This window comes from Leptolyngbya boryana PCC 6306 (assembly GCF_000353285.1).
In the GTDB taxonomy this organism is placed as follows: Bacteria; Cyanobacteriota; Cyanobacteriia; order Leptolyngbyales; family Leptolyngbyaceae; genus Leptolyngbya; species Leptolyngbya boryana.
Genome location: NZ_KB731324.1, coordinates 3,434,671 through 3,454,467, shown reverse-complemented (window position 1 = coordinate 3,454,467; position 19,797 = coordinate 3,434,671). Strand labels below are relative to the sequence as shown.

Here is a 19,797-nt window from a genome sequence, read left to right as displayed (position 1 = left end):
GGTACGTCTTCTAGGAGCCTTTCTGATTCTGAGAGCGAAACCGTCCTTCTACAAAATCTCGCTGTTTCAAATGCTTGGTTTTGCGTCCTGTCACTCGTTTCCGCCACATCTCAAAGCTCGATCGCTTCATTTCTCGTCGCATTAGTGCAATCGTCTGTGGCTCATCCAAACCAAATTGCAGTGCGATCGCTTCAAAGGGAGTGCGATCTTCCCATGCCATTTCAAGAATTCTGTCGATTGTTTCGGAGTCTAAGTCTGGTAATTTCACGGCTTTACTCGTTACAAGTGCTACTTACAGCACGAGGGTTTACTGTCACAAAATCTAGTGTAAAAACAAATTCAAGATTCAGCGATCAGAATTGACTCAAGTTGTCGAGCCATTGAGAATGCTCTCCGAATAGAATTCGATGCTATACAAACAAAGTCCACCGCTGTGGACTAACCGCGAAAAGGGCTGTTAGTGTGCCTTCGCACACTTTGTTCGTTTAGCCGCGAATTCCATTCGCCAAGGCGCAATGATTTATGCAGGAAGTCTAACTAAATAGCTCAATCGTGCAAGGTGAAAATCCCAGAGTAGATGCGGAGCGCGAACTCCCTAAATTCGTTAGGCGTAAGTCATAACCTGAATCACCGATCCCTCCTTCGGCAAGTTTGCCTTAGTTAAGGAAATTGAGCTTCCGCCCTTTCTCAGAGGCGTCCCACTCATCACGCTCAGAAACGCATCCAATCCGCCAATATCACACTGTTCTTTTGCTGCTGCCGTCCGGTAGTACATGGGCACGATGATCTTGGCATTCAGTACCTGCAATGCCTGTTTTGCCTCTTGTGGGTCATACGCTTTCGCTCCGCCCCCAACAGGCAGAAACACGACATCTGGACTGCCAATCAAAATCTTTTGCTCTAACGTGATCGGAGCCGCAGCCCCACCTAAATGCACCACATTCAGACCACCCTGCGACCAACGCCAAGCGATATTGCGACCGAATCGTTTTCCACCGACGCGATCGTGATCCATTGCAATTCCCTGCGCTTTGAATCCGTTAATGTCATAGGCACCTGATTCCACTAACAGCTTTGGATTCCCAGGCACAACATCGATCGCACCCTCATCGAGAATTTGGCTACTAATCATGACTAAATCAGCTGCAACCTTCGGTGCGCGATAGCCAGCAGTACAGCCTGCACTTCGGAAAGGATTCACTAAGATGCGCCTTCCACCCCCGGTAAACAGGAAACACATATGACCTAAATACTGCACGGTTAATCCGCCCGACTGTGCTTGCGCTGCAATTGGAACTGCGCCCGCAACCAAGCCCGCACCTGCGTACTGAATAAACTGCCTGCGTTTCATACTCCCTCACACCAAGTTTTGAATTATTGACCTTGAATCGATCGCAAAAAGTTCCGTAACAGTTGCTTGCCAGAACTGGTCAACACGCTTTCTGGATGAAACTGCACCCCTTGAATGTGCGGATACTCGCGATGGCGAACGCCCATAATCGTTTGATCCTCGACCCAAGCCGTAATCTCTAGCACTGCTGGACAACTCGATCGATCAATCACCAGACTATGATACCGAGTTGCGGTCATCGGATTGTCGAGTCCTTCAAACACTCCGGTATCTGTATGCTTCACTTCCGAAGTCTTGCCATGCATTAATACAGGCGCGGATACAATCTCGCCGCCAAAAACTTGCCCGATACTTTGATGTCCCAGACAAACACCTAGAATCGGAGTGTTGGCTCCCAATTGCCGAATGAGTTCCATCGAGATTCCGGCATCTTCAGGTCGTCCGGGTCCGGGTGAAATGACGATCGCATCCGGTTGTAATGCGCGCACTTGATCCAGTGTAATTTGATCGTTGCGATAGACCTGGATGTCAGATGCGATCGCGAATTCTTCGCCCAATTCTCCCAAGTATTGGACGAGGTTATACGTAAAACTGTCGTAATTATCAATGACCAGAATCATGAAAGACTGCCTTGAATCAGTCTTTTCAGTTTCTCAGAAATTCTAGAAAATTACCTACAAGACTAACCAAAGTTTTGGCAATAAAATGCAGCCTGCGACTAAAACTGCTGCGATCGCTGACACTAAAACCGCTGCTGCTGCACAGTCTTTGGCGATTTTTGCGAGTTCGTGATAGGTCTGTTTAACGGTTAAATCGACCACAGATTCTATCGCAGTATTCAATAATTCCATCGCGAGAACTAAGCCGATTGTTAAACCAATCACAGCCAGTTCAACGACGCTGGCATGGAGAAGCAACCCTAATCCGATCGCGATTGATCCCAAACAGACATGAATTCTGAAATTTCGCTGAGTCAGAAATGCATAGCTGACCCCCATCCAGGCATAGCGAAAGCTCGTGAAGAGAGTAGGTGCAACTTGCCAAGCCAGATCCCGTTCAGGTTTGACCAGAGGGACGACTTTGGGACGTTTTGGGGACTGAGTGGGGACTTCTTGAGACATACGCAGACCAGGTGAGAAACCAGTGAAGATACTTTAGCAATACCCTCATGGCGCGGCTATCGCATCAGATCACAGTAAACACAGTATTACAACATTGTTAGGAAAGGTAAAGCTCGACCTGAGAAAATAAATCTGAAAAATACAATTGCTCAGAGAGAATAGTCCTGGGTTGCATTTCTCAACATTTTCTACCGTTTTGCGTCCAATCCCACTGCATTCAGTAAAATCTGCTGCTGATCTAACATTCGTAGCAAACTTGCATCGTCGGGATGATCCCACCCAAGAAGGTGAAGCAGTCCATGCGCAGCAAGCCAAGCCAGTTCCGTTTCTAAATTGTGGGGAGCGGCTTGTCGTTCGGCAGTTTCAACCGAAATGACAATGTCCCCTAAATAAAGCGGTTCTGTCTCTAATTCATCAATCTGTGGACAGTCTACCTCTAGGGATGCGAAGGCGAGTACGTCAGTTGGCTGATCTTTGTGGCGATAGTTTTGGTTGAGAGACTGAATTTCGCGATCGTCGGTTAATCGTAAGCTCAGTTCATAATTTTCCTGGGGATGAAGCGGCGCTCCATCGAGTTCAGGTTTTAGGAGATCAAGCCACTGCCGAAACCAAATTTCCCAGGTTTCGGGCTGAATGGACGAGTTTTGAGGACAGCAATCCTGAACGCTTAATTCGACTTGCATTAGCGGGTCAAATACGAAAGAACGACAAGCGTGCCCAATAAGCCAATCGTGGTGAGGGCAAAGTGAAAAATCGATGTCCCGCGTTTGCGAACCATATTCCGCATTGCCAGTTTGACGTAGCTAGGCTGCGGCTCTTTTGGGGTTTCAGAAATTGGGGTTTCAGAAGTTGGGGTTTCGGGAAGATCCGTCATGAGAACTGATACATGATGAAAGGCAATTTCTAATGTAACAAGTTCAGCGCCTTTGCTGAAGTTTGCTACTCTATTAGTCATTCTTTTTCTGATGCGATTCTCATGACTCGTCTGACCACTACGCTTGAAGCAATTCTTTATCTCAAAGCGCAACCGATGACGATCGCGCAACTCGCTGAATTAGCAGGATTCGATCGGCAAACCACCGAAGAGGGATTGATGGAGTTGATGTCGGATTATGCTCACCGCGACGGGGCACTGGAAATCGCTGAAACAGATTCAGGGTACAGTTTGCAACTTCGCGAAACGTATCAGAATTTGATTAATGCGCTGATTCCAGCAGATTTGGGAGTTGGGGCGCTGAGGACTTTGGCGGTGATTGCCCTGAAAGGCCCGATCAGCCAGACAGAATTAGTTGAAATTCGGGGATCGGGAGTCTATCAACATATTCCTGAACTGGTGGAATTGGGATTTGTGCGGAAACGGAAAAATTCAGATGGTCGATCGTCGTTAGTACAGGTGACAGATAAGTTCCATCAGTATTTTCAGATTAATCAAGATATTGGGCAGTTGATTCAGAAGAAGCCGAAACCCGAGGAATCTGTTGCGGCAGAGACCGTAGAGAAGGTTTCAGAAGACTCTATCATCGAGGAATCTGTTGCGCCAGAGACCGTGAAGAAAGTTTCAGAGAACTCTGTGCTGGAAGAGCCTAATGAGGTGGAAGTTAGTTCTGTTGGTTGAGATGTGTACGATCGAAGCATCTCTGAGAGGATGTTTGCAACGTATCGTTCATCGCGTTCCCCCGCCCTGGAATGGAATTCCGGGCTAGTTGAACAAAGTCCACTAAAGGGACTAACAGCCAAGCAGAATCAGATCTTCAGTCCCTTTAGTGGACTTAGCACCGTTAGCCTTGGAATTCCATTCCAGGGCGAGCTAGAACGAAGTGAGAAACCTGTTGATACGTTGCAAACATCCTCTAAAGCGAGTTTTGACTTCACCAGACGCAAAAGCTCCGAGTTTTTTGAAAAACCCGGAGCTTTTGAATTTCAGCATTGATATGCCAAGTCTTTAATCGGTGATATGAGTGGTAATCAATTCACGATATTGGCTCTTTTGCTTGACACCTTTGACTTCTGCCACCTTGTCTTTATTTTTGAAAAGATGAATGGTCGGAGTTCCCATCACGCCTGCTGCTTCTGCAATTTCGGGATCTTCCTCAATGTCAATTTCGACATAGTGGATTTTGCCATCGAACTCATCGACAACTTTATTCAAAATTGGCTTGAGCGTGTGACAAGGACCACAACTTGGAGAAGCATACTTGACCAAGATTAAGCGATCGCTTTCGTGATACAACTTCCGCAACGCTAAGCCACCGACATGGCGAGTATGTTCCAAACTGAATTCGATCACTTGTTCAGAAGCTGGATGCGCCGTATTTTCTTCGTTGGGAACATCCGCTTCAATGCGCTCAAATTCTTGCACTAAGCCATTGGCGGATAACCAGCGCTCTGCCAACATCGCTGCCATACAGCCCGTTCCTGCAGCGGTAATCGCTTGCCGAAACTCGTGATCTTGCACGTCGCCTGCTGCGTAGACTCCTTCCAAATTGGTTTCGACAGAACCATGCGTTTTGATGTAGCCTACTTCATCGAGTTCGATTTGACCCTTAAACAAAGCTGTATTGGGAGTGTGTCCGATCGCATAGAACAAGCCTTTCGCTTCGATGATGCTTTCTTCGCCTGTTTGACGATTGCGAATTTTTACACCCGTCATGTGCTTCTCATCGCCGACAACATCGATCGCTTCTGAATTCCAGTGAACCGTAATGCGAGGATTGCTCAGGACTCGATCTTGCATCGCTTTTGAAGCGCGCATCACATCGCTTCGCACCAAGAGATTCACATGATCGCCATACTTTGTCAGATAAATTGCTTCCTCGGCAGCAGTATCGCCGCCACCAATCACCACGAGAGGGACACCTCTAAAGATCGGGGTTGCACCATCACAGATTGCACAAGCCGAAATTCCACGGCTCCAGAATTCATGCTCGCTCGGTAAGCCTAAGCGTTTTGCGGTTGCTCCTGTCGCAATTACGACACTGTGCGCTTCAACCTCTCGTGTTTCGGCGCGAATCTTGAATGGGCGAGTTGAGAAATCAACAGATAAGACATCTTCTGTAACCAGTTCTGCACCCCAACGCTCAGCCTGCGCTTTCATCTGGGTCATGAGTTGCGGGCCAGTGATGCCTTGCGGAAAACCAGGGAAGTTTTCAACTTCAGTTGTCGTCATTAGCTGACCTCCTGGAAGCCCGCCCGCCTGAAAGCCTTCAAAAACTAAGGGTTTGAGGTTGGCGCGTCCTGCATAAATCGCTGCCGTATAGCCAGCAGGACCTGAGCCAATAATGACTAAATTTTCGACAGTGGGGTTTGCCATAAGACTTTTACACAAACTCATAACGACTATGAGTAGTATACCCTAAAGTTTGGAAGAAATCGAATAATTTTGTTGGAAAAAGGGGTGGGGAGTAGGGAGTGAGGGAATGGGAAGTAGGATGTCGATCGCTTTAAAGGCTATGCTCGATTGGCAGATATCAGAGATTCGGTGTCATGAAAGAATTTACGATCGGTGCAAAGGTTCGTTTGATTTCTTTGCCGCCTTATTTGAAGTCGGCTGATCCAATGCCGATGCTGCGTCCGGCGGATATTTTGCAGGTCGGGGATGAAGGAACCGTGCTCGATCGCCGACCCGGTGGCTACTGGGGTGTGAGATTCGAGAAAGGAGCATTTCTGCTAGACAGCCAATACCTAGAAGCAAACGCAGAATAACCTCCCCACTCCTCATTAAATTATCCAAACCCAAACTTCCGCACTAAGATGGTTGTGCTCATAGTTACCCCATCCGCCTATGTCCGACCTGCAAACAACATTTTCTAAACTGAGACAGAGCCTTGATCAGATTGTGGTTGGTCAAAGTGCCCTCATCCAGCAGCTTTTGGTTGCGTTGCTTTCAGGCGGTCATGTGATCTTAGAAGGCGTGCCTGGAACTGGAAAAACATTAACTGTCAAAGTGATGGCAAAGTTAGTGCGATCGCAGTTTCGACGTGTGCAACTTACGCCTGATATTCTGCCTTCTGACATTCTCGGTACGAATATTTTTGACCTCAATACTCGCAGCTTTTTGCTGAAAAAAGGACCCGTTTTTACTGAGATTCTTCTCGCGGATGAAATCAATCGAACCCCGCCCAAGACTCAATCAGCATTGCTCGAAGCAATGGAAGAACAGCAAGTCACCTTAGACGGTGAGAGTTTACCGTTGCCTGATTTCTTCTGGGTAATTGCGACTCAGAACTCGCTGGAATTTGAAGGCACGTATCCGCTGCCAGAGGCACAACTCGATCGCTTTTTATTCAAGTTAATGGCGGTCTATCCAGATCCGGTTGCCGAGAAGAAAATGCTGCTCAATCATCAAGCAGGTTTTCAGGGTAAGCGATTGGATTTAGATAATATTCAGCCCGTTGCATCTGTCGAGCAAATTTTGCAGGCGAGACGGGAAATTCGATCGCTCAAAGTCGAAGAGAGTGTTCTGGATTATTTACTCGCAGTGGTTCAAAAGACTCGGCAACATCCAGACTTAGTTTTAGGAGCATCGCCGCGATCGGCAGTCGCATGGCTCAATGTCAGTAAGGCTCAAGCTTGGCTGTCTGGGCGCAGCTATGTCACACCGGATGACATTAAAGCTGTTGCATCTCCTCTATTGCGTCATCGTCTGATTCTGCGTCCTGAAGCCCAGTTAGACGGGATTGGAGTCGAAGCGGTGATCAATGCTGTCCTCAATCAAGTTGCTGTGCCTCGTTAACTTATGCTGCCTTCACGTCGAACTTACGGATTGTTATTGCTGGGTGGTGCGATCGCGGTCATTGCATTCTTCTTTAATCCCGCTTTGGCGATTTTGGGAATGTTGCTGTTTGACTTGATTGTTTTGGCTTTAACGATTTGGGATGGCTGGCGCGTCAAGCCGCATCGAGTCAAAATCGAACGGCAGGTCGCATCGCGCTTATCGATCGGGCGAGACAACTTAGTCAGTCTCTCGGTTGAAGCAGGCAAGACAACGGCAGAGGTGCGGATTTATGACAAATATCCGATCTCATTTGGCATCTCTTCGATGCCTTTAGCGGCAAAGTTACCTCCAAATACTTCGCAACAGCTTTCTTACACGGTTCATCCCAGTGAGAGAGGCGAGTACATTTGGAAAGACATTCAAGTTCGGCAGTTAAGCCCTTGGCGTTTAGCTTGGCACAATTGGCAGATTCCGCAAGAACAGAAAGTCGCTGTCTATCCAGATTTGATGGGATTGCGATCGCTCTCAATTCGCCTAACGCTAGAATCGTCTGGCTCAATGCGTCGCGCTCGAAGAATGGGAATTGGAACCGAATTTTCAGAGCTTCGAGAATATGGGATTGGAGATGATCCACGCTTCATTGATTGGAAAGCAACAGCGAGACGCGGACAACCTTTAGTTCGAGTGTTGGAACCAGAACAAGAGCAAACGTTGATTATTTTGCTCGATCGCGGTCGGTTAATGACTTCGCAAGTAAAGGGATTGACGCGATTTGACTGGGGACTGAATGCAACTTTAGCTTTGGCTCTGGCAGGATTGCATCGGGGAGATCGAGTCGGAGTCGGAGTATTCGATCGTCAAGTTCAAACCTGGATTCCACCCGAACGCGGGCAAGCTCATCTCAATCATCTGATCGAGCGGTTAACTCCGATTCAACCAGAGATGCTAGAACCAGATTATCTCGGTGCAGTGACAACGCTCGTCAATCAACAAACCCGACGTGCTTTAGTTGTCGTCATTACCGATATTGTTGACAATACTGCGTCTTCGGAATTGCTTGCTGCATTGGGACGATTAACGCCAAGATACTTACCCTTCTGTGTCACCTTGCGCGACCCACAAGTCGATCAACAAGCTCATACCGTTACTGAAGATCTGCCTGCAACCTATGAAAGGGCAGTGGCATTGGATTTAATCGCTCAGAGGCAGATGGCATTTAGTACGTTGAAGCAGCGAGGCGTTTTAGTTTTAGATGCGCCTGCGAATCAAATCACTAATGAATTAGTCGATCGCTATTTGCAACTCAAACTCAAAAATCAATTGTAGATCTTGTGTGAGAATCGAATATCTCCTGCAAGTTCTCCTCAGCTAACCCAGAGAGTTTATATAGTGATGAATTAGCGGAACTTGAAAAATATACTGTTCAGCTTGTTTATGTAAAATCTCTGCTTGAATGAACTTGTCTAGTATATGAGTCGGTTGAGTAATGTGCTCCCCTTGAACGATTAATTTCAGAATGGCTTGTTGTTCTGGCGTTTGAGTTTGCCAAAATTCATTGAAATAACCTTCACCTCGTTCTAGAACCTTTGGAATGATAAGCTGTACATCCTTTGCAGTCGCTTTGCGATGAGGCTGGTCAGCGAGAATTTCTTGATTCAGACGATCGACAACTTGCGAACACGTTAATTGAACCAGATAGGGCTGCCCGTGGGTGAGATTACTAATGGCATCGACAGCTTCGAGTTCGTAGATATCTGGAAAATCGGGAACAGGCTGTTGAATCAGTTCGCGAGTTTCGGTTGGAGAAAGATAAGTTAGAGGCAGAGTTTGGGTGCTGATTAAGCAATCGCTCCAGTAGGGATTCAGTTCGCTGAGACGATGAGAACCACTAAATAGAAGCACCCACTGGCGACGATTTTGCATGACGTAGCGAAGGAAGTTGAGCGGTGCTCGATTGTTATTATTTGCTGCGATCGCTTCTTCGAGTCGCTCAAACTCATCTAGACAGAGCAGAAAACGTTTCGAGGGGACAAGCCGTTCGATTTTTGCCATCCATTGCAAAAGTGCAGCAAAGGGATCACGGGCGATCTCTTTGGCATCAATTGCGGGGAGAATGACGTTTCGAGAGAGCCGAGCGCTTTTCTGAATTTCCTCTGCGATCCATTCAGCAATACTCTCAAAAGTTTGGAAACTGGAAGCGCCTTGGAAGTCTACAAAGAGTGGGATCAGATCGCCACTGACTTTTTCTGGGAGATAGTTCAGTGTGGAAGTTTTGCCGGTACGCCGTCTGCCGTAGAGTAGGAGAACGGGTGGTTGGGCAGAGAGAGAAATGTTTTCAATCTCACGAAATAGCTCTTGACGACCTTTAAACCGCCCTTTCGCGCTCAGGGGATCGAGTGCATTGCCTGCAAGATACCGATCAGGGATTTCAGGAGATTGAGAGGCAGCTTCTGCAAAGGCGATGCGGCTATCTTGAAGAATCGTCAGCCATTGCTCAACGATAGAACCGTATAAAGTTGCGTCTTTCGCAAATTCTTGAGTTGCGAGTTTTTTCTGAAGTTTCGTGAGTTCGGCGATTGGCTGATCGAGCAATTCAAGTTTACGGTAGGGAGTTGTTCCATCGTAAGCAGTGCGAATACTTTGGCTCAGATCAATCAATTGGAGCAAAACAGCCCCAAAGTCTTCTTCATTCCGAGGAATCCAGTCGAGTATGAGAGAAGCTTGCGTAATATCAGTGGCATATTTGCATCGACTGAGAGTATCTAACGCAATCCCCTGCATTGCATTGATTGCTGCTTTTTGTTGTGTTGTGGAGTTGATGAGATAGTCGATCGTAGACTCAGCCGCAACAGGGTTTGTCCGATGGGCTTCGACAATGAGTTCGGACAGAAAAGGGAGCGGAAAGTAAATCAATTGATCAAAGTACGGTGGTAAGAACCGTAAGGTTGAAGCACTCACATGGGCATTACGAGCAAAAAGCCCCAATCCCAACATCCAGACGAATTCTGGTATCCAGAAATAGGCTCGGATTGCACCCAAGATCCACGCGACACCAACCACGATACCACTAGCGACACCGAACGTGACACCACTAGCGACACCGAACGTGACACCACTAGCGACACCAAACGTGACACCAACCACGATACCACTAGCGACACCAACCACGATACCACTAGCGACACCAACCACGATACCACTAGCGACACCAAACGCGACACCAAACGCGACACCAAACGCGACACCAAATGCGACACCAACCATGATACCAAAAGCGACACCAAATACGACACCAAAAGCGACACCAAATACGATACCAAACGCGAACAAGTAGAAAGGCGCGATCGCGCTGACTCCTTGCTTTAAAACTGGAAGAGCATTCAAAAGTGCTGTGAAAATTTCGAGCTTAAATTGTTCACTAATTCCATACGCAACTACGAATATGGCAAATCCGTAAAAAAGATAATTGAGCCATTTCTGAAGGGATGGAAACTCGCCTTTAGCAATCCACACACCTACAATCCACCCTAGTAAAACCTGACCACTTCGCAAAAAATCAAAGGGAGTGTCTGAGAAGAATGAATAAATCGGAGCGACTACGAGTGCAGCGAGGATGGGCGTGAGCATGGTCAGCCAACCGATCTGCTCAGCATATCTTTTCAAGTTTGGGAACTCTACAAACTCCGCTCTTAACGAAAAGGGATTTGTAGTCGGCTCTAAATCAGGATGGATTTCTCGCAGCTTTCTGACAAAAGTAAACGGCTGAAAATAAACCCAGTGAAAGAGTTGAATGCACTCTCGAACATACTGCCAAAGCTGATTCATTATCTTCTACTTCCCTTCACCCTTTTGATCTGGCTGCGTCTGCATATTCTTCAAAATCTCTCCTGCAAAATCCTGCATAAAGCTGCCAAAATTGCTCCACTTCACAACCCCCGTTAATGCCAGACCCAACAGCACGAGCGTCACCATTCCCTTCAAAAAATTTCCCCAGTCATCGGCTGTATCGCCTAACTGCTGTCCCCATTGCCCCAGTCGCCCGATTCCCATAAACACCATTCTCGCTGGATTCACCCGCCTCGGCACTCCTCGCGCGTCCTCTTCAAATCGCCGTTGCGCCCACTCATTTGATTTGTCAAACTGTCGTGCTTCCCACAAATACAGGGCTGCTAACTGCAATAGATAGGGATGTCGGTCTGCCCACTTGAGAGCTAATTGCTGTCGCTCCTCACTCAATGCAGGATTTTGTGTATCCGGCAATCGCACCAGATCCTGCGCTTCTGACTCAGAAAGATCCTGCAACACTTCTGTCTGTGACACATTAAAAAATTCTGAAGTACGCCCCTTCTGCTTGTATTCCCGCAACTTGCGCCGAGATGCAATAATCAGCATGATCTCACTCCGTCCCTGAAGCGCCCTCAAGTTGTCATAAAATCCATCATCAAACTGACTTTCAGGATCAAGCAGTTCCTCAAAATTATCCAAACACACGACAGGCAGCACTTTCGCTTGCTTCCAAGCATCCATTGCCCGAAAAAACTTGCTTCCATTCAATTGGCTCTGCTGTAACGGTTGAGCCAAAATCGGGTTTGATAAAACTCTCTGCCGCTGAAGCAGTTGATCAGCTACCGCCTGATAAAAGTCTTCTGGTTTCCGACAGTTTCCATCTCGAAGTGATAGATAGACAACGACAAATTCTTCTGCTCGTCGCCCGTATGCTGTTACCTGCTCTTCATAACTTTGATAAATGTGATAGAGCAGTGAGGATTTTCCGACACGCCGATCTCCAACCACATTGACACTTGTTGGCTGGTCATTCGTCATCCGCGACAGAATAAATCGAATCTGATCTCGCCTTCCTACAAAGAACTTACGCTCGGTAAGCATTCTATCTGCAAGAAAAGGGCAATTCGTCTGAGAAGACATAATCGTGTCCGGGCTATGGATTTACGGATATCAAATCATGCATTACATGACATCCCTCCGTATTTTCCACGTTCTGTCGAAAAATGCCAAGGCAGATCTGTTTTTGCATTTACAACAGATCCCAATCGGCTGAGATTAGTTTATGTCGCTCCACTTTCAAGAATTTTCAGCCAAATCCTTGCCAAAATCGCGCTAAAATAGTACTAATGTATGCAAACCTTTGAGGCAAATGTTATGCCGCTACGCCCCCGGCAGCAGTTCCATAATCTGATCGACAAAGGCTTGATGATCGACGACTGGCTTCGAGATATAGCCATCTGCACCACTTTGTTTGAGGAAATTTTCGCGATCGCCTTCCATGGCGTGAGCGGTGACCAAGATAATCGGCAAGCTTGCAGTCTTCTCATCTGCCTTGAGCAACTGAGTTAGCTGAATTCCATTCATTGCTTTGCCTTGGTACATACTACGAGAGAGAGAGACATCCATGAGGATAATGTCTGCCTCGCCGGACTGGGCAATCTCAATCACTTCATCTACATTTTCAGTATGTTTGACCGCTAGACCTCCGCGTTTTGTCAGAATTTTGGAAAAGACTCTAGCATTTGTCAGATCATCCTCCACAATTAGGACGGTTTGCATATCAAATTCCTCTTACGACAAGATGCTGGATACGGCACAATAAAACGATTGTAAGATAACGCAACTGTATTAGTATTTTCAGGACAGCGATCAAATTAAATCACCGAACCGATCATTTCCGCATATAGTTTGTAAAATTCAGCAGGACAAGTAGGCTCATGGCGCGGACGCGAACTCAATCAGAACAGTTAAACATTCTTCCAAGTGGACAAGTCATCCCGACTGCGTTACATACAGAAATGCAGCAGTCTTATTTGGAATATGCCATGAGCGTCATCGTTGGGCGAGCACTACCCGATGTGCGCGATGGCTTAAAACCTGTCCATCGTCGTATTTTATACGCAATGCATGAATTGGGATTAACTCCCGATCGCCCTTATCGGAAATGCGCCCGTGTCGTCGGGGACGTACTCGGTAAATATCACCCGCATGGCGACCAAGCTGTTTATGATGCGTTAGTTCGATTAGTTCAAGATTTTTCCAGCCGCTATCCGCTACTTGGGGGGCACGGAAACTTCGGCTCCGTTGATAACGATCCGCCTGCGGCAATGCGATATACCGAAACGCGACTCTCCGCGATCGGGAACGAAGCCTTACTCACAGAAATTGGCGAATCAACCGTCGATTTTATTGGGAACTTTGATAATTCACAGCAAGAGCCAACCGTTTTACCTGCCCAACTCCCGATCCTGCTGCTGAATGGGAGTTCAGGAATTGCAGTTGGAATGGCAACGAATATTCCGCCGCATAATATGGGTGAAGTGGTCGAAGGATTGATTGCCTTAATCGATCGACCCACGCTTTCAGATGAAGAACTGCTCAAGTTGATTCCAGGACCCGATTTTCCGACAGGTGGGGAAATCATTGATACGAATGGAATTCGAGAAGCTTACTTAACCGGACGGGGCAGTGTTCCGATTCGGGGAATTGCAAACTTAGAAGAAATTCAAACCGGACGAGGGAAGCATCGTAGAAGTGCGATCGTCATTACCGAATTACCGTATCAGGTCAACAAAGCTGGCTTGATTGAGAAAATTGCCGAATTAGTCAACACTGGCAAAATCGAAGGGATTGGCGATCTGCGCGATGAAAGCGATCGCGAAGGTATTCGCGTCGTGATTGAACTACGTCGCGATGCGAATCCTCAAAAAATTCTCAATTTCCTGTATCGTCAAACCCCCTTACAGAACAATTTCGGAGTAATTTTACTCGCGCTTGAGAACGGACAACCGAAGCAAATGTCCCTCCGACAAATGCTGCAAGCGTTCTTAGACTTCCGCGAAACTACTTTAACGCGGCAATATCGTCATGAATACGATCAAGCCGATAGCCAGCTTCATGTGGTCGAAGGTCGCTTAAAAGCGCTAGCGAATTTGGATGATGTAATTGATATTTTAAGAAATGCACCCGATGGAGGAACTGCGAAGATTCAACTGCAAGAGCGCTTAGACTTGAGCGATCGACAAGCAGATGCCATTCTGTCGATGCCACTACGTCGGCTCACCGGAATGGAGCGGCAAAGCTTACAAACCGAGTATGATGAGCTGCTGGCAAAAATGGATGAGTTGCACAAGCTGCTTAGCGATCGTAAAGAATTGCTCAAAGCATTGAAGAAAGATCTGCGGGCGTTGAAGAAGAAATACGGAGACGATCGTCGCACTAAAATCCTTTCTTCCACTGAAGTTGCAGCGATGGAAGTCAAAGATAAAGATGAAGCGACGACTGCTGCAAAATCGGTCAATTTAGCCTTTGAGTTTGAGGAAGAAGAGCAAGATACCGTTGTAGAAGTAACTCAGCGGGGCTATGTGCGGCGCATGACCCCGAAAACCTACGATCGCCTAAGCAAAACTCGCAATGATGATACCGTCACCAAAGACTTAGAAGACGGAGATGATTTTGCAACTCAAACTGACTTTACAACCACAGGTAAAACGCTGGTTGTCTTTACTCGCAATGGAAAAGCCTTTACGTTGAAAGTTCGAGACATTCCGCAAGCGAATAACAATAAAGCAAAAGGTTCGCCCCTTGTGACGTTGTTACCTCCTGCGGCGCAAGCAGAACCCGATGCGATCGCGGCAACCTTTATGCTGCCAGAAGTTCTAGACGATCAATTTGTTCTACTTCTAACCGAGCAAGGCAAGATTAAACGTCTACCGCTATCTGAATTTGCGGATATTACCGGGCGAGGCTTAACTGCACTGAAACTCAAAGAAGGGGATCAACTCTTAGCTGCTAACCCAGTTCAAGTGGGTGAGCAGGTGATGTTAGCAACTTCAAGTGGGCGAGTCTTACGCTTTGAAGTCAATGATTTGCAGGTTCCAGTAGCAAGCCGGACTTCTCAAGGTCAAACCGGAATGCGCGTGGGCAAGAAAGAGCGGATTGTTGGATGGGCGATCGCGAACGAAGATGATACCTTCCTGATGATTTCCGAGCAGGGCTATGCAAAACATATGGAAGTCTCAGCGATGCGTCGCGCCAGTACTGGAGAGCTTGGAACTCAATCGTTCCATTTCAACAACAAGACCGATTTAGTCGCCGGAATCGTGGCGGTGCTGCCTCAAGCATTAGTGTTCTTATTGACAAATGAAAATCACTTAGCGCGGATCGATGTCGATCGTTTGGAACTGAGAGCAAAAGATGAACGCGGCGATCGAGTTGTCAAATTGGCGAAAACAGAACGGATTACCCATGTGAGTCTACCTGTGTTGTTTGGTAGCGAAGAAGAGAACGAATAATCGTCGCTCGATTGAACGCTGCTCCGAATCTCCCGATATTGTTATTCCAACTTGTCCTGGCACGAGTTCGGCAAGTCTTGCTGAACCTGTGCCAAAAGGCTCAATTTGTCGATCGAGATGACACAAACCAGACTCGTCCTGCAAGAGAACAATGGTCAGCAGAGCCGAGTTTGTCTTTTCGGTTTCAGTCGGACTTTATATAGAAAATTTCGAGTTGTTAGGGTCGAATCCACTCAATTATTAAGGACTTGAAGCGAATGAAACCTATGGTAAGGTATGGGGTTTTCTATACTCTTCAAGTTTTTTTTAAGACAGCTATCTCGTAATATCAAATAGAGACGAATCAATCCTTTAATGGATCATCAATATTATTCAATCAATAGTGCAAAGCTACGACTTTTCGCTATTGATCAAATTACGATCGAACACCCTAGTTTTTAACAGGAAAATTTCGTGCTAGAAGCGTGTGTCTTTGCCACAGTTTTGTGCGGTTTTTTTGGCATTATTCTGAAAAAGAATCTTGTCATGAAAATCATTTCAATGGATGTGATGAGTGCAGGGGTGATTGCTTACTATGTCGTGATTGCTGCTCGGCAAGGAACGTTCACACCTATTCTCTCTGGAACAACAGAACGAGCTTTTGCTGATCCAGTTCCTCAAGCTGTGATTTTGACAGGTATTGTGATTGGCTTCTCAATTCAGGCACTCATGCTGGTTGGTGTCATGAAGTTAGCCAAAGAAAATCCAACGTTAGAGAGTCACGAAATTGAAAAACAGAATACACCATGAATATTCTTACACTTGCCTGGATTACATTCCCGTTCTTTCTCGGGTTTGTGATTTATTTAGTACCAAAACTCGATAAACAGCTTTCATTGTTCGGCACATTAGTTTCTGTTGCTTATGCTTTGAAACTATTTACTGAGCCTGCATTAAACCTAAAACTATTAGATAGCTTTGGCGTAGTCTTAACGGTTGATTCGCTAACAGCGTACTTTATTTTAACGAATGCGATCGTCACGATTGCCGTGCTATTTTACTGTTGGCAAACCAGCAAATTAACCTTTTTTTACGCGCAAACGCTGCTCTTACACGCCAGCATTAATGCGGCATTTGTTTGCTCAGATTTTCTCAGCTTATATATTGCGTTAGAAGTCAGCGGAATTGCAGCATTTTTGCTAATTGCTTATCCGAGAACCGATCGCAGTATTTGGGTCGGGTTACGTTATCTGTTTACCAGTAATGTCGCCATGCTGTTCTACCTGATTGGGACAGCTTTGGTTTATAAAGCAGATCATTCTTTCAGTTTTACAGGATTGCAGAATGCACCACCTGAAGCAGTCGCGCTTCTGTTTCTAGGCTTACTGGTCAAAGCAGGAGTATTCATTTCAGGCTTGTGGCTGCCGATGACACATTCTGAAGCAGAAACGCCTGTATCTGCCTTATTGTCCGGAGTCGTGGTCAAGGCAAGCCTCTTAGCTTTGGTGCGATGTGCGTTGATTTTGGATGATATCGATACGATCGTACGAATTTTTGGAGTCGCAACAACGCTTTTAGGAGTGTTTTATGCGGTCTTTGAGAAAGACACGAAACGGATGTTAGCATTTCACACTGTTTCACAATTGGGATTTATTCTGGCAGCACCGGAGGCAGCAGGCTTTTACACGCTCTCGCACGGCTTAGTGAAATCCTCACTATTCTTGCTTGCCGGGAATTTGCCCAGTCGGAACTTTAAGGAATTGCAGACCAAGACGATTTCGACCCCGGTTTGGATTGCGTTGGTGATTGCCAGTCTTTCGATTTCTGGATCGCCTTTGTGGGCAGGATTTGGAGCCAAGGTTTTTACCCTGAAGAATCTACTGCCTTGGCAAGTGATCGCAATGAATGTTTGTGCCGTTGGCACAGCGACCTCTTTTGCAAAATTTATCTTTTTGCCACATGGCAAGACCGAGGAAAAAGTGCGTCCGGGATTGATTGCCGCGATCGTGCTCCTTCTCGGAGGCTTGTTGTTCGCGAATATTGCCTATATCCAAGCTTATAGCGTCGAAAACATTGTGAAAGCCTTCGTCACGATTGGCGGGGGATGGTTGGCATATTGGGTGATCTTTCGACGGGCGACGGTCAAACTGCCGCGAATGCTTGAAGAGTTTGAGCACCTAGTCGGCATGATGGGCTTAACCTTGATTCTGTTGTTCTGGATGGCACTCGCATGATTGGACATGTTCTTGTCAGACTCGTTCTCTGGTTCTTGCTCACTGCCGATTTCAGTGCAGCAAATATTGTGATTGGACTCTGTATTGCCTTTCTCTTACCTCGGAGCTATACGGCTCCAGAGACTTTAAGAGAGTGGCTACGATCGCTGAAAAAAATTCTCATGGTGATTCCGGCAGCGTATCAAGAAGCGTTTGAAATTATGCTGCATCCGCACCGCCATGAAACGATAGTGAAAGAACGAGTTCCCGCTCATCGATCGCCACGGATGATTTTTCTCGATATCTTTCTGATTACCTTCACACCGAAAACGATCGTCACGAAACACGATGATAGAGGTTGGTATGAAGTGCATGAAGTGCGGAGGGATGCTTCATGAATATCCTGCTGATTGCAATGCTGATTGCATTGTTAATTCCGCTCTACGAAGCTTGGAAGAATGAAGATATTTGGCAAACGATGCTTGCATTTGCCAGCGTCTCATCCAAGACCGCCATTATTGCTTTAACGATCGCGGTCTTTCGAGACGATTGGATGATTGGCGTTGTTGCTGTGATCATTTTGAGTGTGGGTAACGCTGGCATGATGCTGCTCGCACATATTCTCAAGAGGATGAATGACGGATGATCAATATTCTCAGTGATATTTTGATTGGAGCGGGCATTGTTCTCTGGTTTTGGGGGACATTAGCCTTACCGACTCAGCGATCGGTACTTTACAAACTTCACAGTTTGTCCGTTGCTGACACGCTCGGTTCGATGACGATTATCTTCGGATTGTTTCTGAGGATTCCGAACCGATGGGCATTGTTACTGCTTGCGCTCTTTTGTCTGATGATTTGGAACACCATGTTGGGCTATGTGCTGGCTCACTGTTCGAGTAGTGAGGAACCGGATTATGACTGAGGTAAATATCATTGCCGTGCTCTTGCCAATTGTGGCAGCTATGTTAGTGTTTCAAACAAATCCCTATCATGCACTGATCATTCGCGGCATTTTAGGGGCTATCGCTGCCTTGTTATATGCCGTGTTAGGAGCGGGAGATGTTGGCTTGACAGAAGCATTGATGGGCAGCTTACTGGCAACGATGCTATACGCAGTAGCAGTACGATCGTCATTCGTCATGCGGCTAGGAATTCTTACAGAAGAGAATTTGGAACCAATGATTGAGAATGTGCGATCGATCATGAACAAGCACTATATGCGAGTGGAATTAGTACCCTTTCGCGATCGCCAAGATTTAGATCAAGCATTGATGACAAAAGAAATTCATGCAACTTGTGTGCGCGATTCGGAGAACTATAACACAGTAGTTCGCATCCCACGCCTCTATGAAATTTTACAAAACGAACTAGCATTTCCTCTCGCTCAACTGACTTACAAAGGAGAGAAATCATGAAATGGATCTACCTTGCAGCCGGATTAGCGCTGTATGTGAAATTTCTTTTTATGCCGAATCCTGCGCCAGAATTGCCGTTTTCGATCGCAGAGACGGTGGTGAAAGAAAGTGGTGTGATTAATGCAGTCTCGGGAATTATTTTTAGAAATCGGCTTTACGACACGATTTTTGAAGTGATTGTGTTTACAATCTCAATTCTCGGGGCGAAGTATCTCTTATCGAATGAGCCGCCCAGTAAAGTGCACCATTTTACGGATCAAGCTTCCATTGTGTTGGCAAGATTAGGAGCGACCATCTGTGCATTGGTCAGTATTGAATTGGGAATCCGAGGGCATCTGAGTCCTGGGGGCGGATTTGCTGCCGGGGTTGCGGGTGGAACAGCGATCGGGCTGATTGCGATTACTTCTTCGCCAGAATGGTTGGAAGCAGTGTATCACAAGTGGAAAGCTGCGATGTGGGAGAAGATTTCGGTTTTGGTGTTCATTGTGTTGGCAGTGATCACGCTAGCTGGCTATGAGTTGCCGCATGGAGAACCGGGAGCTTTGATCAGTGGTGGAGTTTTGCCATTGCTGAATGTTCTAGTCGCGATTAAAGTTGCGCTAGGGTCTTGGGCAGTGGTTTTGCTCTTCATTCGGTATCGGGGATTGTTGTAAGAGTTTACTTTGACCTTCTGTATGCTAGAGAGTTCACGATTCAGGATTG

23 protein-coding genes are annotated in these 19,797 nt (G+C 46.6%); 13 read left to right on the top strand and 10 right to left on the bottom strand.

Translation table 11 applies throughout. The features are described from left to right. Positions 1 to 10 precede the first annotated feature (10 nt). The 6 genes from LEPBO_RS0117390 to LEPBO_RS0117365 all read right to left on the bottom strand — a co-directional run bounded on the left by LEPBO_RS0117390 (position 11) and on the right by LEPBO_RS0117365 (position 3,427). Positions 11 to 268 (bottom strand): TIGR03643 family protein, encoded by a 258-nt coding sequence (locus LEPBO_RS0117390; protein ID WP_026148721.1) that lies wholly within the window; start codon positions 266 to 268, stop codon positions 11 to 13. 336 nt (positions 269 to 604) lie between these two features. Next, complete coding sequence (locus tag LEPBO_RS0117385; protein ID WP_017288838.1) at positions 605 to 1,351, bottom strand: MBL fold metallo-hydrolase; 747 nt, start codon at positions 1,349 to 1,351, stop codon at positions 605 to 607. Positions 1,352 to 1,374: 23 nt separating this feature from the next. Beyond that, positions 1,375 to 1,971 (bottom strand): anthranilate synthase component II, encoded by a 597-nt coding sequence (locus tag LEPBO_RS0117380; RefSeq protein WP_017288837.1) that lies wholly within the window; start codon positions 1,969 to 1,971, stop codon positions 1,375 to 1,377. 54 nt (positions 1,972 to 2,025) lie between these two features. Further along, positions 2,026 to 2,472, bottom strand: a complete 447-nt coding sequence (locus LEPBO_RS0117375; RefSeq protein WP_017288836.1) for a diacylglycerol kinase — start codon at positions 2,470 to 2,472, stop codon at positions 2,026 to 2,028. A 188-nt stretch (positions 2,473 to 2,660) separates the two neighbouring features. Then, positions 2,661 to 3,155 (bottom strand): rRNA maturation RNase YbeY, encoded by a 495-nt coding sequence (gene ybeY / locus LEPBO_RS0117370; RefSeq protein ID WP_017288835.1) that lies wholly within the window; start codon positions 3,153 to 3,155, stop codon positions 2,661 to 2,663. Then, complete coding sequence (locus LEPBO_RS0117365; RefSeq protein ID WP_017288834.1) at positions 3,155 to 3,427, bottom strand: DUF3285 domain-containing protein; 273 nt, start codon at positions 3,425 to 3,427, stop codon at positions 3,155 to 3,157. The genes ybeY and LEPBO_RS0117365 overlap by 1 nt, the downstream gene beginning before the upstream one ends. A 21-nt stretch (positions 3,428 to 3,448) precedes the next feature. Here LEPBO_RS0117365 and scpB point away from each other — a divergent pair, with 21 nt between their 5' ends. Continuing rightward, positions 3,449 to 4,087 (top strand): SMC-Scp complex subunit ScpB, encoded by a 639-nt coding sequence (gene scpB, locus LEPBO_RS37405; protein WP_017288833.1) that lies wholly within the window; start codon positions 3,449 to 3,451, stop codon positions 4,085 to 4,087. 327 nt (positions 4,088 to 4,414) lie between these two features. On the opposite strand, the gene trxB is transcribed toward scpB, so the two are convergent. After that, positions 4,415 to 5,782, bottom strand: a complete 1,368-nt coding sequence (gene trxB, locus LEPBO_RS0117350; protein WP_017288831.1) for a thioredoxin-disulfide reductase — start codon at positions 5,780 to 5,782, stop codon at positions 4,415 to 4,417. A 173-nt stretch (positions 5,783 to 5,955) separates the two neighbouring features. On the opposite strand from trxB, the gene sipA reads away from it, so the two are divergent. From sipA to LEPBO_RS0117335, 3 genes are all read left to right on the top strand, one after another. Continuing rightward, positions 5,956 to 6,174: a regulatory protein SipA gene (gene sipA / locus LEPBO_RS0117345; protein ID WP_017288830.1), complete on the top strand. Its 219-nt coding sequence runs from the start codon at positions 5,956 to 5,958 to the stop codon at positions 6,172 to 6,174. A gap of 79 nt (positions 6,175 to 6,253) precedes the next feature. Beyond that, a complete protein-coding gene (locus LEPBO_RS0117340) occupies positions 6,254 to 7,204 on the top strand; it encodes an AAA family ATPase (protein ID WP_017288829.1) in 951 nt (316 codons plus the stop codon). Positions 7,205 to 7,207: 3 nt separating this feature from the next. Then, positions 7,208 to 8,512: a DUF58 domain-containing protein gene (locus LEPBO_RS0117335; protein ID WP_017288828.1), complete on the top strand. Its 1,305-nt coding sequence runs from the start codon at positions 7,208 to 7,210 to the stop codon at positions 8,510 to 8,512. 42 nt (positions 8,513 to 8,554) lie between these two features. On the opposite strand, the gene LEPBO_RS42390 is transcribed toward LEPBO_RS0117335, so the two are convergent. From LEPBO_RS42390 to LEPBO_RS0117320, 3 genes are all read right to left on the bottom strand, one after another. Then, positions 8,555 to 11,011 (bottom strand): AAA family ATPase, encoded by a 2,457-nt coding sequence (locus LEPBO_RS42390; protein ID WP_017288827.1) that lies wholly within the window; start codon positions 11,009 to 11,011, stop codon positions 8,555 to 8,557. Between the two features lie 6 nt (positions 11,012 to 11,017). Continuing rightward, the gene (locus LEPBO_RS37400; RefSeq protein WP_051077804.1) at positions 11,018 to 12,073 is read right to left on the bottom strand and encodes an nSTAND1 domain-containing NTPase; all 1,056 of its coding nucleotides are present in this window, start codon (positions 12,071 to 12,073) and stop codon (positions 11,018 to 11,020) included. 279 nt (positions 12,074 to 12,352) lie between these two features. Beyond that, entirely contained in the window at positions 12,353 to 12,751 is a 399-nt protein-coding gene (locus LEPBO_RS0117320) for a response regulator (RefSeq protein WP_017288825.1), read from the bottom strand. A 158-nt stretch (positions 12,752 to 12,909) separates the two neighbouring features. On the opposite strand from LEPBO_RS0117320, the gene gyrA reads away from it, so the two are divergent. The 9 genes from gyrA (at position 12,910) to LEPBO_RS0117280 (ending at position 19,748) form a co-directional block, all read left to right on the top strand. Beyond that, positions 12,910 to 15,486 (top strand): DNA gyrase subunit A, encoded by a 2,577-nt coding sequence (gyrA, locus tag LEPBO_RS0117315; RefSeq protein WP_017288824.1) that lies wholly within the window; start codon positions 12,910 to 12,912, stop codon positions 15,484 to 15,486. A gap of 11 nt (positions 15,487 to 15,497) precedes the next feature. Continuing rightward, on the top strand, positions 15,498 to 15,689 hold the full coding sequence (locus LEPBO_RS42955) for a hypothetical protein (RefSeq protein ID WP_148668929.1): 192 nt from the start codon (positions 15,498 to 15,500) through the stop codon (positions 15,687 to 15,689). Positions 15,690 to 15,939: 250 nt separating this feature from the next. Further along, complete coding sequence (locus LEPBO_RS0117310; RefSeq protein ID WP_017288823.1) at positions 15,940 to 16,275, top strand: cation:proton antiporter subunit C; 336 nt, start codon at positions 15,940 to 15,942, stop codon at positions 16,273 to 16,275. Beyond that, complete coding sequence (locus LEPBO_RS0117305) at positions 16,272 to 17,699, top strand: cation:proton antiporter (protein WP_017288822.1); 1,428 nt, start codon at positions 16,272 to 16,274, stop codon at positions 17,697 to 17,699. Before LEPBO_RS0117310 ends, LEPBO_RS0117305 begins: the two co-directional genes overlap by 4 nt. Then, a complete protein-coding gene (locus tag LEPBO_RS0117300; protein WP_017288821.1) occupies positions 17,696 to 18,076 on the top strand; it encodes a Na+/H+ antiporter subunit E in 381 nt (126 codons plus the stop codon). The genes LEPBO_RS0117305 and LEPBO_RS0117300 overlap by 4 nt, the downstream gene beginning before the upstream one ends. Then, positions 18,073 to 18,324 (top strand): hypothetical protein, encoded by a 252-nt coding sequence (locus LEPBO_RS0117295; RefSeq protein ID WP_017288820.1) that lies wholly within the window; start codon positions 18,073 to 18,075, stop codon positions 18,322 to 18,324. Before LEPBO_RS0117300 ends, LEPBO_RS0117295 begins: the two co-directional genes overlap by 4 nt. Continuing rightward, positions 18,321 to 18,602 carry a monovalent cation/H(+) antiporter subunit G gene (locus tag LEPBO_RS0117290; RefSeq protein WP_017288819.1) on the top strand — a complete coding sequence of 94 codons (282 nt, stop codon included), beginning with the start codon at positions 18,321 to 18,323 and terminating at the stop codon, positions 18,600 to 18,602. Before LEPBO_RS0117295 ends, LEPBO_RS0117290 begins: the two co-directional genes overlap by 4 nt. Further along, positions 18,595 to 19,095, top strand: a complete 501-nt coding sequence (locus LEPBO_RS0117285) for a DUF4040 domain-containing protein (protein ID WP_017288818.1) — start codon at positions 18,595 to 18,597, stop codon at positions 19,093 to 19,095. The genes LEPBO_RS0117290 and LEPBO_RS0117285 overlap by 8 nt, the downstream gene beginning before the upstream one ends. Then, positions 19,092 to 19,748, top strand: coding sequence for a Na(+)/H(+) antiporter subunit B (locus LEPBO_RS0117280; protein WP_017288817.1), 657 nt, complete (start codon positions 19,092 to 19,094; stop codon positions 19,746 to 19,748). The genes LEPBO_RS0117285 and LEPBO_RS0117280 overlap by 4 nt, the downstream gene beginning before the upstream one ends. Positions 19,749 to 19,797: the final 49 nt, after the last annotated feature.

Excerpts from the sequence above, each read along its gene's own strand:
- LEPBO_RS0117385 (WP_017288838.1), bottom strand. The coding sequence starts at position 1,351 with ATGAAACGCAGGCAGTTTATTCAGTACGCAGGTGCGGGCTTGGTTGCG.
- LEPBO_RS0117380 (WP_017288837.1), bottom strand. The coding sequence starts at position 1,971 with ATGATTCTGGTCATTGATAATTACGACAGTTTTACGTATAACCTCGTC.
- LEPBO_RS0117375 (WP_017288836.1), bottom strand. The coding sequence starts at position 2,472 with ATGTCTCAAGAAGTCCCCACTCAGTCCCCAAAACGTCCCAAAGTCGTC.
- ybeY (WP_017288835.1), bottom strand. The coding sequence starts at position 3,155 with ATGCAAGTCGAATTAAGCGTTCAGGATTGCTGTCCTCAAAACTCGTCC.
- LEPBO_RS0117365 (WP_017288834.1), bottom strand. The coding sequence starts at position 3,427 with ATGACTAATAGAGTAGCAAACTTCAGCAAAGGCGCTGAACTTGTTACA.
- scpB (WP_017288833.1), top strand. The coding sequence starts at position 3,449 with ATGACTCGTCTGACCACTACGCTTGAAGCAATTCTTTATCTCAAAGCG.
- trxB (WP_017288831.1), bottom strand. The coding sequence starts at position 5,782 with ATGGCAAACCCCACTGTCGAAAATTTAGTCATTATTGGCTCAGGTCCT.
- sipA (WP_017288830.1), top strand. The coding sequence starts at position 5,956 with ATGAAAGAATTTACGATCGGTGCAAAGGTTCGTTTGATTTCTTTGCCG.
- LEPBO_RS0117340 (WP_017288829.1), top strand. The coding sequence starts at position 6,254 with ATGTCCGACCTGCAAACAACATTTTCTAAACTGAGACAGAGCCTTGAT.
- LEPBO_RS0117335 (WP_017288828.1), top strand. The coding sequence starts at position 7,208 with ATGCTGCCTTCACGTCGAACTTACGGATTGTTATTGCTGGGTGGTGCG.
- LEPBO_RS42390 (WP_017288827.1), bottom strand. The coding sequence starts at position 11,011 with ATGAATCAGCTTTGGCAGTATGTTCGAGAGTGCATTCAACTCTTTCAC.
- LEPBO_RS37400 (WP_051077804.1), bottom strand. The coding sequence starts at position 12,073 with ATGCTTACCGAGCGTAAGTTCTTTGTAGGAAGGCGAGATCAGATTCGA.
- LEPBO_RS0117320 (WP_017288825.1), bottom strand. The coding sequence starts at position 12,751 with ATGCAAACCGTCCTAATTGTGGAGGATGATCTGACAAATGCTAGAGTC.
- gyrA (WP_017288824.1), top strand. The coding sequence starts at position 12,910 with ATGGCGCGGACGCGAACTCAATCAGAACAGTTAAACATTCTTCCAAGT.
- LEPBO_RS0117305 (WP_017288822.1), top strand. The coding sequence starts at position 16,272 with ATGAATATTCTTACACTTGCCTGGATTACATTCCCGTTCTTTCTCGGG.
- LEPBO_RS0117300 (WP_017288821.1), top strand. The coding sequence starts at position 17,696 with ATGATTGGACATGTTCTTGTCAGACTCGTTCTCTGGTTCTTGCTCACT.
- LEPBO_RS0117295 (WP_017288820.1), top strand. The coding sequence starts at position 18,073 with ATGAATATCCTGCTGATTGCAATGCTGATTGCATTGTTAATTCCGCTC.
- LEPBO_RS0117290 (WP_017288819.1), top strand. The coding sequence starts at position 18,321 with ATGATCAATATTCTCAGTGATATTTTGATTGGAGCGGGCATTGTTCTC.
- LEPBO_RS0117285 (WP_017288818.1), top strand. The coding sequence starts at position 18,595 with ATGACTGAGGTAAATATCATTGCCGTGCTCTTGCCAATTGTGGCAGCT.
- LEPBO_RS0117280 (WP_017288817.1), top strand. The coding sequence starts at position 19,092 with ATGAAATGGATCTACCTTGCAGCCGGATTAGCGCTGTATGTGAAATTT.